The organism is Weizmannia acidilactici (assembly GCF_008974185.1).
GTDB classification, from domain to species: domain Bacteria; phylum Bacillota; class Bacilli; order Bacillales; family Bacillaceae_C; genus Weizmannia; species Weizmannia acidilactici.
This window is the reverse complement of sequence record NZ_BKZP01000034.1, coordinates 24,990-35,910: the sequence shown is the minus strand read 5'-3', so window position 1 is coordinate 35,910 and position 10,921 is coordinate 24,990. Positions and strand designations below refer to the sequence as shown.

15 protein-coding genes are annotated in these 10,921 nt (G+C 45.8%); 11 read left to right on the top strand and 4 right to left on the bottom strand.

The features are described from left to right. Window positions 1-4: 4 nt before the first annotated feature. A complete protein-coding gene (ctaG, locus tag BpJC4_RS13190) occupies window positions 5-922 on the top strand; it encodes a cytochrome c oxidase assembly factor CtaG (protein ID WP_151698014.1) in 918 nt (305 codons plus the stop codon). Between the two features lie 65 nt (window positions 923-987). Here ctaG and BpJC4_RS13185 read toward each other — a convergent pair whose 3' ends face one another. Beyond that, window positions 988-1,347, bottom strand: coding sequence for a YugN family protein (locus BpJC4_RS13185; protein ID WP_151698013.1), 360 nt, complete (start codon window positions 1,345-1,347; stop codon window positions 988-990). Window positions 1,348-1,636: 289 nt separating this feature from the next. On the opposite strand from BpJC4_RS13185, the gene BpJC4_RS13180 reads away from it, so the two are divergent. After that, the gene (locus tag BpJC4_RS13180) at window positions 1,637-2,656 is read left to right on the top strand and encodes a CAP domain-containing protein (RefSeq protein ID WP_151698012.1); all 1,020 of its coding nucleotides are present in this window, start codon (window positions 1,637-1,639) and stop codon (window positions 2,654-2,656) included. A gap of 57 nt (window positions 2,657-2,713) precedes the next feature. Here BpJC4_RS13180 and BpJC4_RS13175 read toward each other — a convergent pair whose 3' ends face one another. Continuing rightward, window positions 2,714-3,199 (bottom strand): PaaI family thioesterase, encoded by a 486-nt coding sequence (locus BpJC4_RS13175; RefSeq protein WP_151681390.1) that lies wholly within the window; start codon window positions 3,197-3,199, stop codon window positions 2,714-2,716. Between the two features lie 224 nt (window positions 3,200-3,423). Here BpJC4_RS13175 and BpJC4_RS13170 point away from each other — a divergent pair, with 224 nt between their 5' ends. The 5 genes from BpJC4_RS13170 to BpJC4_RS13150 all read left to right on the top strand — a co-directional run bounded on the left by BpJC4_RS13170 (window position 3,424) and on the right by BpJC4_RS13150 (window position 5,674). Further along, window positions 3,424-3,828, top strand: coding sequence for a YlbD family protein (locus tag BpJC4_RS13170; RefSeq protein WP_151681389.1), 405 nt, complete (start codon window positions 3,424-3,426; stop codon window positions 3,826-3,828). 15 nt (window positions 3,829-3,843) lie between these two features. Beyond that, entirely contained in the window at window positions 3,844-4,083 is a 240-nt protein-coding gene (locus tag BpJC4_RS13165) for a YlbE-like family protein (RefSeq protein ID WP_151681388.1), read from the top strand. A gap of 148 nt (window positions 4,084-4,231) precedes the next feature. After that, the gene (locus tag BpJC4_RS13160; RefSeq protein WP_151681387.1) at window positions 4,232-4,612 is read left to right on the top strand and encodes a hypothetical protein; all 381 of its coding nucleotides are present in this window, start codon (window positions 4,232-4,234) and stop codon (window positions 4,610-4,612) included. A 61-nt stretch (window positions 4,613-4,673) separates the two neighbouring features. Continuing rightward, window positions 4,674-5,114 carry a YlbF/YmcA family competence regulator gene (locus BpJC4_RS13155; RefSeq protein ID WP_151698011.1) on the top strand — a complete coding sequence of 147 codons (441 nt, stop codon included), beginning with the start codon at window positions 4,674-4,676 and terminating at the stop codon, window positions 5,112-5,114. 284 nt (window positions 5,115-5,398) lie between these two features. Continuing rightward, on the top strand, window positions 5,399-5,674 hold the full coding sequence (locus BpJC4_RS13150; RefSeq protein ID WP_151681385.1) for a YlbG family protein: 276 nt from the start codon (window positions 5,399-5,401) through the stop codon (window positions 5,672-5,674). 36 nt (window positions 5,675-5,710) lie between these two features. Here BpJC4_RS13150 and BpJC4_RS13145 read toward each other — a convergent pair whose 3' ends face one another. Beyond that, window positions 5,711-6,100, bottom strand: a complete 390-nt coding sequence (locus tag BpJC4_RS13145) for a DUF7147 family protein (protein WP_151681384.1) — start codon at window positions 6,098-6,100, stop codon at window positions 5,711-5,713. Between the two features lie 466 nt (window positions 6,101-6,566). On the opposite strand from BpJC4_RS13145, the gene rsmD reads away from it, so the two are divergent. Beyond that, window positions 6,567-7,163: a 16S rRNA (guanine(966)-N(2))-methyltransferase RsmD gene (gene rsmD / locus BpJC4_RS13140; protein WP_151681383.1), complete on the top strand. Its 597-nt coding sequence runs from the start codon at window positions 6,567-6,569 to the stop codon at window positions 7,161-7,163. Next, window positions 7,129-7,614, top strand: a complete 486-nt coding sequence (gene coaD, locus BpJC4_RS13135; protein WP_151681382.1) for a pantetheine-phosphate adenylyltransferase — start codon at window positions 7,129-7,131, stop codon at window positions 7,612-7,614. Before rsmD ends, coaD begins: the two co-directional genes overlap by 35 nt. Before the next feature lie 69 nt (window positions 7,615-7,683). On the opposite strand, the gene spoVV is transcribed toward coaD, so the two are convergent. Continuing rightward, a complete protein-coding gene (spoVV, locus tag BpJC4_RS13130) occupies window positions 7,684-8,910 on the bottom strand; it encodes a dipicolinic acid transporter SpoVV (protein WP_151681381.1) in 1,227 nt (408 codons plus the stop codon). A 148-nt stretch (window positions 8,911-9,058) separates the two neighbouring features. On the opposite strand from spoVV, the gene BpJC4_RS13125 reads away from it, so the two are divergent. Both BpJC4_RS13125 and BpJC4_RS13120 read left to right on the top strand, forming a co-directional pair. Beyond that, window positions 9,059-9,850, top strand: coding sequence for a patatin-like phospholipase family protein (locus BpJC4_RS13125; RefSeq protein ID WP_151681380.1), 792 nt, complete (start codon window positions 9,059-9,061; stop codon window positions 9,848-9,850). After that, the gene (locus BpJC4_RS13120; RefSeq protein WP_151681379.1) at window positions 9,847-10,899 is read left to right on the top strand and encodes a SepM family pheromone-processing serine protease; all 1,053 of its coding nucleotides are present in this window, start codon (window positions 9,847-9,849) and stop codon (window positions 10,897-10,899) included. Before BpJC4_RS13125 ends, BpJC4_RS13120 begins: the two co-directional genes overlap by 4 nt. Window positions 10,900-10,921 lie beyond the last annotated feature (22 nt).

The window sequence follows — 10,921 nt, the reverse complement described above, 5'->3', positions numbered from 1 at the left end:
GACTATGCCGCTTGAAATATTCGGGTTCCTTGCATTGTGGAGCCCGTATTTTTTCAGTGCAATCCTGTTGGTTGTTTTCTTTTATTTTACGCTTGCGGCTTTGTGCAAAAAATCTTTCTTAACCGAAGCGCCTCCAAGCAAGGCCCAGGCAGGCTTTTTTTGCACGGCAATGGCGCTTCTCTACATTGTAAAAGGATCCCCGCTTGATTTGCTCGGACATATTATGTTTTCAGTGCATATGTTACAGATGTCCATTCTGTATTTGATTGTGGCACCGCTTCTTATGCGGGGCATTCCAGTCTGGATATATGAGAAATTTGTTCAGCTGCCTATTGTTGCGCCCGTTTTCCGGTTTTTTACCAGGCCGGTCATTGCGGTAAGCGGGTTTAATGTTATTTTTTCCCTGTACCATATTCCTGCGGTTTTTGATCAGGTGAAAGTGGTGCCGCTTCTCCATAGTGTTTATACGATTGTACTATTTATCTTTGCCATGTTCATGTGGTGGCCGCTGCTTCAGCCATTGCCCGGGGAATATCCGTTAAACGGTTTGAAAAAAATTGCTTATTTATTTGCCAGCGCAATGCTTTTGACCCCTGCCTGCGGGCTGATCATTTTCGCAAATGCCCCGGTTTACAAAACCTATTCCGACGGCGCGATGTGGCTTACGTCCATGCATTTGTGCGTCCCTGCAGAAAAACTTTCCACATTGGGCCGTTATGGTTCACCTGCGATATTTTCACCGCTGCCGGCGCTGGAAGACCAGCAGCTTGGCGGCGTCATCATGAAGATGGTGCAGGAAACGGTTTACGGCATTATGCTGGCCCGTGCCTTTTTTGACTGGGCAAAAAAAGAACAGGAGCCATCAGAAGAAGAAACAACCCCAATGCTTTCCGACCGGCACCGGCCGATGGAGCACCGGTAAAAGCAAAAAGCGGCCGCTCCCGTCGCGGAGGCGTAACATCCGTCCAGTGGGGCGGCCGCTTAACCTTATTCAGCAAAAACAGCCAAATCTTCTTTAAGCGCTTCCAAAGCTTTTCTGCAATGTTTGATGAGGTCATGCGGAAAGTATTCATCATCCCCGTATTCGATACCATGCGGATAATAATATTTTCCTAAAATCGGTGGCATCAGTTGTATGACGGCATCAAATGAATCCACATCGCCTTCGGTTGCGTATCCCTGCACACGCAAATAATAAGTGCCTTCTTTAATTGTATATTTTTTATCATAGGTGACGCGTTCATAATCCCATTGGCCTGCCCGTACCATGCGGTGCCGTTCCATAATGTCATCAAGCCGTGTCAGATCCACCTTGAAATTTTCCAGCCCGGTATTGTCGAATTTCAAGAACCAATCCCTCCTATAAACGTTCCGGAATTGCACAGTAAAATTCCTCAATTTTATCTTATCTGAAAATAACCGGCAATGCAATGACAATATTTTTTATTTTTATATGTTCATATAAAGAGAAATATTCGATCTTCGGTCGAGATGCAGGATGCGGCTTCAAAAAAATTGGCGCTTTCCTGCTTATAAAGGTAAAATGTATAATAAAATCAATACAGTCAATAGATTATGGATCAGCCAAGAGGGGTGAAACCACCTGCGTATTTTTTTGAAAACAGCCGTGATTTTCGTGCTTATCTTTATAGTAGGGCTGTATTTTCAACTCCGCCCTGAAAACGGGGTGCTGCAAAACCGTTCTACAAGCCCGAAAGTCGATGACGGCACGAAAATAAATAAAAACGGCCAAAGCAATAAATATGGCCACCCGAAAAGCGGAATGGCGGTATATATTGGAAAACCTGTGAAAAATTTAACAGCGCATTTCGGAAAACCTAAGCGGATTGACCCGTCGGCATACGGTTATGATTGGTGGATTTATAACAAGAAATCTTCCGGCTATTTTCAGGCCGGGGTCAAAAACGGCAAGATTAAGACCATTTATGCCGTCGGAAAAAAATTAAATGTGGAACCTTTCCGGATCGGGGAAAATGTAGAGGAAATTTACAGTTCCATTATGATGAATACGGATATGACTGTCCAGTCATCTAAAGGCACATACCGTTTTGAACTGTCGGAAGAAGATTTAAATATACGTCCGCTTGTACAGCTCGGTGATGTGTATGCGCAACTAGCGCTTGATAAATTCAGCGGACAACTGCTTTTCATCCGTTTTATGGATAAAAATACATTGATGCTGCAACATCCGTATGAAATGGTTTACCGGGGTGAGTTACCCGAACCCGCCTCGGTCAGCGAAAAAAAATGGGCTGACATCGAGACCGGAAGCGCCCGGCAAATTTTTGACATTACCAATATCGTCCGGGAGCGGTTTGGCCTGAAAAAACTCGGCTGGGATGAAGCGGTTGCCGATGTAGCTTACAAACACAGCAAAGATATGGCAGTCAGGCATTATTTCTCCCATGAATCCCCAAAATATGGGGATTTAAAGGAAAGATTAAACGACGGCAAAATTTTATACACTTCGGCTGCGGAAAATATTGCAGCCCACTATATGGACGGCCCTGCGGCGGTGGAAGGCTGGCTGAATTCCGAAGGCCACCGGAAGGCCTTGCTGCAAAAAGATTTTACGGATCTCGGGGTCGGTGTTTACCAAAAATACTATACCCAGGACTTTATCCAAAAGCCTTAAGTAGAAAAACTCCGCCTGCATCCTTGCAGGACGGGGTTTTTAGCTTTTTCTTACACGTTATTTTAATTTTAATATGAAAAAAGAACCGGTGCAGTGTGCTATTTTCGTCCCATCATCCCGGAAGGCAATCCCTTCCATCACCATTGTTTTCGTCCCGCGGTGAATGACGTTTGCTTTTGCTTTTAAAAATTTTCCAGTTCCGGGAGCGAGATAGTGGATCGTCAAATTGGAGGTCACCGCCTGCTGCCCTGGCGGCAAAAGGCGGTTTGCCATGACCCCCATCACTGTATCGAGCAGCGTCGCGGTCACGCCGCCGTGCACGATGGAAAATGTATTATAGATTAACGGCGTCACAGGGATGGCCACTTCACATTCCCCTTCCCGGAAATCCGCTTCCATCAGAAAGAGGTCTTTAAAATATGTGTTTTCGTGTCCGGATTGTTTTTTGGCCAACCCGTTTAACATTTGCGACAACACGGTTAAATCTTCACCAGTTGCCTTTTCCAGCACTTTTTCGAATGTATCGCGCAATGCTTCTTTCATTTTTTGGATACCCTCTTCTATTTCAAAATTTTTCGGAGGGCCGGTAAAGCCCAAATAAAACATACACATATCGTACCAAAATTTACGGAAAATGAAAACCTTCACACTTAAGCGTAACGGGCATATGCTGGAAGATAGGAAGGTTACACAAAATGAGCTTTGGAATATTAAACGGGTTCCGTCCTATGAGATGCCGAAAATGTTTTCTTGCGGGGTGACCGAAATTGGGAACGAAAAAATTGCATCCTTCCGTCGAAAAATTTAAGTTGTTTACAAAAAGCCATCCTTTGATTTTGAAAGAAGTCCGGAGCGGAAAGAAAACATTACAGGATTTTTTTGAGGAATGGTATATATTGGGCGAGGATGATCCGAGCTGGATAAAGTACGAAGCGGAAGGCGACAATAAAAAGAAGGTAGAAAACGGCAACGGCGAAGGCGGCTGGATGACACAGCTTGGTTCGGTCCTGCAAAAATTGGATGTGGAACAGGTGCAAGGGCATTTGCAAAATCTCAGCGCTGCGATTGCGGCCGTGCAGAATTTAATCATGCAATTCCAGGCGCCTGCACAAGGGGGAAAATCACCGCAGCCGGTGCAGCAGAAAAACCCTTTTTCATTTAGAAAAGATTAAAAGGAGGTATTCCGGATGAGAGGCGATGTGATGGATTATATTCGCCAATCGAATGAGTGGAAAGCATTTTTGAGGGAACAGCCGATCTGGTACCGGAGATTATCGCGTCATCCTGAAGAATTGGAACAATTTCAAATCGCGTCGCTCCATTATTACCAAAAAACGATCCCCCAGCGGGTTGAAAAATTTACAAATGGGCTGCAGATGGCGCAGATGATGATGCATATGGTTCGGGCGATGTATGAGCAAGGATAATTTCGGTGTAGCTTCCGGATAAAAGGGTTTTGACTGCTGTAATGTAAATTGAGCAAAAGACAGCTGAGTAAAAAACGCGAAAAATTTTCCTTTTTTTTGAGTAAAGTAGCACTTTCTTGCGGAAAATAAACCGTGAGGAGTGATGATCATGAGAATTGCTGCAGGTTTGATTGCGGTATGTATCTTGCTTTCCGGCTGCGGCGGGCAGATCCCCCGCAAAGAGTGGAACGAGGTGGATGCGGCCACATATACGAAAGGCAATCAAGTATCTATCCGGCATTTTGTAAAAGAAGACGATTTATTTGTGGAATGCATTATTCCAAGCGTATCTTTTTCCGGCAGCAAGCATGCGAGGCAGGCAAAGATCAAGGTCTATGTGGACGGCGCATATGAAGGCGAGTACAACACTGCGGCGTTTGTTGTAAAAGGGTTAGAAAAAGGGGTACATACCGTGAAGCTGGAAGTGGTGGACAAAACGACGGATGCGGATTTGGGCATCCGCAGGCAGTTTTATATTACCGTTACCTGATGGCAGCCAATTCGCAAAGCTCCCTGAAACATGTTAAAATAGGCATGTGGAGGTGAGCTTTTTGCTTGCAACATTGGAAAGCGCGGAAATTCTGTCCGAGGCCGAAACCCTTGCCAGAATGGTCGTGGAGTCGGACGTTGCGGAAGAGTACCGGAAGTGCTACATCAAGATGCATTCCGATCTTGATACGCAGCGGAAAGTCCGTGCATTTATGCGCATGAAAGAACAATTTGAGGAAGTTCAGCGATTTGGCAGGTATCATCCTGATTACAAACGCATCAATAAAGAAACAAGGGAAGCCAAAAGGGAAATGGATTTGGATGAGAATGTCGCAAGCTTCAGGCGGGCGGAAAATGCTTTGCAGGATCTGCTCGACCAAATCAGCCTCCTGATTGGCAGATCCGTTTCAGAACATATAAAAGTGCCTACCGGAAACCCGTTTTTTGATTCTTCATGTTCCGGGGGCTGCGGGACGGGCGGCAGTTGCGGCTGTTCCGCATGAGTCTTTATTATGTTGGGCTTTGTTCAATTTTTGTTATCGCTAATTTCTGAGATTCCTGCGGGATAAGCGAGCAAGAAGAGACGCCTTGTGCCGGGGTATCGGCGAGGAGGCTCGCTGCGCAGGGAGCGAAGCGGATTTCGCGATCAAAAACATTAATTACTAACATAGTCTTATGATAAATTGGGCCGCAATCCGCTTCAAAAAGGATGCGGCCTCTCTGTTTTTATTGTTCTGCAAGGAGGGAATATGGTACACTCATATAAAAAGTACGAAGGGGAAACGATATGCTATCAGATCGGCAGGGTCTTATCATTTGGCTGTATCAGATGAAACACACGAAATATTTGCGGAGATTCGGCAATGTCCATTATGCGTCCAAAAAGATGAAGTATGTTGTGCTCTATTGCGACCGCGCCGAAATAGAGCATATAAAAGAAAAAATTGAAAATCTCCCGTTTGTGCGGAAAGTAGACTACTCTATGAAGCCGTTTTTAAAAACGGAATATGAAAATGCAAAACCCGATAAAGCAAAAGAATATGATTACAAAATCGGCTTATGACCGATTGGACATCCGGCCATTTTTCGGCCGGATATTTTATGTAAGCGGTGCGATAAGCTTGTTCATTCTTAAAATCCCGATTAAATACTGGTAGAAAAGTGTTTTATCGGTAAAAGATGTTGAAGGCCGGACTTCCAGTTCAACAATTTCCATATTTAAGTCCGCGGCGGTTTCCGCAAAAAGGCTGTACCTTTTATTCTGCTGGATGCGTGGATCCGGAATGCCTTCGAGGCAAATGTATAACGGCTGGAATTCCCCCGGGTCTGTCGGTTTCAAAACAAGGACAGGCGATGTGACCGCCTTTCCGCCGGTTATGGTATGAAGCGCAAGCATCCCCTGCAGGCGGTGCTTGTTCACTTTTGCAAGTTCTATCAGTTCAAACAAATCGGTGTATCCGTTCCCCAGTTCGATAAATCTTTGCTGCATCGTACATTCCCCACTTTTCATTTTTCGCTGTTTTTATTCTACTGCATCTCTCCCCTTTCGAAAAGCGGCAAAAATAAAGCTTCGTTTTTCCAGGGCGGTATGGTCAAAATTTACAATAAAGATGCCTGCCCCAGCTCTGGAAACGGAATTGAATAAAATTTTTATAAAGCTGCCCGGTACAGAAGGAAAATAAAAAACCCTGCAGAATATTCTGCAGGGCCCTTCCATATCCTTTTATTCCGGACAGAAGGCAAAGGGAGAGGAGAAACCGGAGGAAGAACTTATGGGGAAACGTAAGTCTTCTCCGCGGTTGGCAGCAACATCTTATTGTGATGCTGCTGTTATCAGTATGGCCAGCTTTTCCCAAATTATACTTTTGCATAAAATTTTAGCGAAAAACTTTTCCCCCTCTTAAAAAAATATGGTAGGATAAGATGGAAAACTTTTCGAATTCGTGGTGACCATCATGAGAGTTATTTCGGGCAGCCAAAAAGGAACAGTTTTAAAAGCCGTCCCTGGAATGGGAACGCGCCCTACGACAGATAAAGTGAAAGAAGCGGTTTTTAATATGATCGGCCCATATTTTAAAAAGGGGCTGGGCCTCGATCTGTATGCGGGCAGCGGTGGGCTTGGGATTGAAGCGTTGAGCAGGGGCATGGACAAAATGATTTTTGTCGATAAAGACCCAAAGGCGCTGCAAACGGTTAAAACGAACCTTGCAAAATGCGGGTTTAAAACCAGAAGCGAAGTATATCGGAATGATGCCGAACGCGCTTTAAAAGTGTTGGCAAAAAGGGGGCTTGCCTTTGATGCGGTTTTTCTTGATCCGCCTTATAAAAAGCAAAAATTAGCTGCGCTCCTGGAATTTATTGCTGCAAACCATCTGCTTGTTGAAAACGGTTACGTTGTTTGCGAACATGACGCAGGGCTTTCAATGCCGGAAAACATCGGCAATCTTATTACATATAAAATAGCGAAATATGGCATCACCGGAATCACGATATATACCAATAAGGGGGATGAGGGCAATGGGGAAGATCGCAATTTGCCCGGGAAGTTTTGATCCGATTACAAACGGGCATCTGGATATTATTAAAAGAGGTGCGAAAGTTTTTGACAAAGTGTATGTGGCCGTGCTGAACAATATCTCGAAAAGGCCGCTTTTCGATGTGGAAGAAAGGAAAGAATTGATCAGGGAAGTGACGAAGGATATCCCGAATGTGGAAGTTGATTCTTTCCAAGGGCTTTTGATGGAATATGCCGAATCCAAAAAAGCCGACGTGATTATCCGCGGTTTGAGGGCCGTTTCCGATTTTGAATACGAGTTGCAGCTGACTTCTATGAACCGTCTGTTAAATGACCGGATTGAAACTTTTTTTATCATGACCAACAACCAATATTCTTTCTTGAGTTCAAGCATTGTGAAAGAAATTGCCAAATACCACGGTGATATTTCCGAACTTGTTCCGGCTCCTGTAAACGAAGCGCTGAAAAAGAAATTCGGGAGTCAATAAATAGGCCGGAAAAGGGCGGGGGATGCCAATAGGGGCTCCCCTTTTTTGTTTTCTTGGCGTTTACTCCCTTCAGCGCCAATTTGTCCGACATGACTTGTAATAAAGGATGATGTAGATAATGAGGCAGGATATGGTCACAAGCGGACCGTTTGCTTCCAGCCATGCGGCAGCGCGGGCGTACAGCCCATGGCCCGCACCCGCAACCGGAGAGCCAAAAACCGTCTGCAATGCATCTTTTTCGGCAAAAAAGCGTATATACACCGGATTCCAGATCAGCCATACAATTGCCGCGGACAGGAATCCGTGCAACATGCGGGCAATAAAAAACGGCCGGAACCGGATATCTGTCTGGGCAAGGATGCTTGCCACCTGGGCCTGGATGCTGAACCCGCCGAACCCGAGCATAAAACTGGCGGCAATGACCTGCTGGAGCAGGGGGGATTCCCGTGCTTCGCTGATCATTTGGATGCCGAGCGTCATTTCAAACAGGCCGGATATGAGCGGGATGCTTAATTTTTCCGAGAAATGGGCAAGATGCAGCAGCCCTTCGGTAAGCAGCGCCAAAAAAGACGTAATATGCATGTACCGTAGCAGTTTATTAAAGACAGAGAATAGGATGATGAACCCTCCGATCATCAGTAGCGTCTGGATGGCGGACATCACCGCATCCCCGAGCAGTTTTCCGATCGGTTTGTTGTTTTTTATCCTTGTGGCATGCAGGACTCGTAATGCTTCTTTTAATAGAAATTTGTGTTTTCTCTTTGGGCGCCTGACTTCTTCATTTGTGCCGTGGAAGCGCATCACCAGCCCGACAGCAATATTCCCTACATAATGGGCCGCCGCAAAAATGATTCCGAGCGATGGATTGTGGAAAAAGCCGACCGCCACAGCGCCGAAAATAAAAAGCGGACTGGATGAGCTCGTAAAGGCAACAAGGCGTTCCGCTTCAATTTGCGTAATCTGCTTTTCTTGGCGAAGGCGGGCGGTAAATTTGGCTCCGGCGGGATTTCCGGAAGCCAGGCCCATCGCCCATGTAAAGCCGCCTACGCCCGGGACGCGGAAAAGCGGTCGCATCAAAGGTTCCAGAAGGACGCCGAGAAAGCGGACAACGCCAAATCCGATCAATAATTCAGAAATGACAAAAAAAGGAAAAAGCGAAGGAAATACAACTTCCCACCACATATTTAATCCTTGAATGGAAGCTTTAAAAGATTCATCCGGTAAAACAATCATGGAAATGGCCATCGTTGAGACGCTCAATGCTAGAATAGCACTTTTAAGTTTAGACTGATACAAACTGTGTTCCTCCCCTGCGTTGATCCATCCGCCGCACGCTGCGATTCTTTTTTTCTGTGTCGCTTGTCCTTATAAAACAATATACTCATAGGCCTGAAATTTAGACCATAAACTGTTCGGGAAGAGGCGTAAAAGAGGAGGGGGGACAATGGCGGACCGTCCGAAAATCGGATTGGCGCTTGGATCGGGTGGCGCCAGGGGATTTGCGCATATCGGGGTCTTGAAAGTACTGGAGGAAGAAGGGATTCCCATTGACATGATCGCCGGAAGCAGCATCGGGGCGCTTGTTGCCGCGCTGTACGGGGCAGGCCGGACCGTCCGGCAGATGCAGCAGCTTTCCGGCGCGTTCAAACGGAAATATTATTTGGATTTTAAAATCGGCAGAATGGGCCTGATTTCTGGGAAAAGAATAGAGGCGCTGATCAAATTGCTGACGCACAGGAAAAGGCTCGAGGATTTGCGCCCGCCCGTTGCTGTTGTGGCGACAAATCTCGCAAACGGGAAAAAGGTCGTGTTTACAAAAGGGCCTGTTGCAGAAGCGGTGCGCGCCAGTATTTCCATTCCCGGTATTTTTGTGCCGAAAAAGATCGGCGGCTTTTACCTTGTGGACGGTGGAGTGGCTGACCGCGTCCCTGTTTCTGTCGCAAAAGGGATGGGTGCCGAAATTGTCGTTGGAGTGGACGTGGCCGTCATAAAAAGGGAAGCGGAAATCCACCATATATATGATGTGATTATGCAGAGTATTGACATTATGCAAATGGAAATTGCCGAAAACCGGAAAATGGAAGCTGACGTGATGATCCGCCCGGACTCTTCAATGTACAGTTCAAGGGCTTTTACAAATGCGGAACAAATCATTAAGATAGGAGAGGAAGCAGCAAAAAAAGCAGTACCGAAAATCAAGCAATCGATGAATAGCTGGAAGGAGCAGAATGAATGAAGCATCGTAAATTCCGGCGGCGCGCCCTTATCGCTGCAGTTTTGGCCCTCGCACTGCTGTCTTTTGTGCCGCTGCCTTATTATATTGAAATGCCAGGCAGCGCCTTGCAGCTTGCCCCGCTCATTAAAGTAAAGGGCGGCTACCCGGAAAAAGGCAAATTTATGCTGACAACCGTCCGCATGGGACGCGCCAATCCGTATACGTATATATGGGCAAAATTGAGAAAACATGAGGATGTTGTCCCGGTTGATGAGATCATGGATAAGAACGAAACCGATGAAGAGTTTAATGTGTACCAGCTTTATTTAATGGAAAACTCAAAGCATAATGCAATTCAGGTCGCCTTTACGAAAGCGAAAAAACCGTTCCGTTCCCATTATAAAGGAATTTATGTACTGAATGTTTACGACGGGATGCCGGCCGCGAAAGTGTTAAAAGCAGGCGACCGGATTACGAAAGTGGACGGTCATGCATATAAATCCTCCAAAGCGTTTACGAATTTTGTCGCAAAGAAAAAAGCGGGCGATCAAATCACGGTCACATATGTGCGGGGTAAAAAAACAAAGACAGCCGAAATTGTGCTGGCAAAATTTAAGGAAAACCACAATAAAGCCGGGATCGGCATCAGCCTTGTTGACGACCGTTCGATTACATCGGATCCAAGCGTGAAAATGGATACGGAAAAGATCGGCGGCCCTTCAGCCGGATTGATGTTCACTTTGGAAATTTACAACCAGCTCACAAAGGAGGATATTACGAAAGGCTATAAAATTGCCGGAACCGGGGAAATTTCAACGGACGGGAAAGTCGGCCGCATCGGCGGGATTGATAAAAAAGTCATTGCGGCGGATAAAGCGGGGGCGGAAATCTTTTTTGCCCCGGATGACACAATTACACCGGAAATGAAAAAAGCGGATCCCGGCATAAAATCTAATTATGAAGAAGCAAAAGCGGCAGCAAAAGACATCGGGACAAAAATGAAAATCGTTCCGGTTAAAACGTTTGATGATGCCCTCGACTATTTAAACGGGCTGAAAAAGAAAAAATAACACCGGAAAGCCATGCCATGTA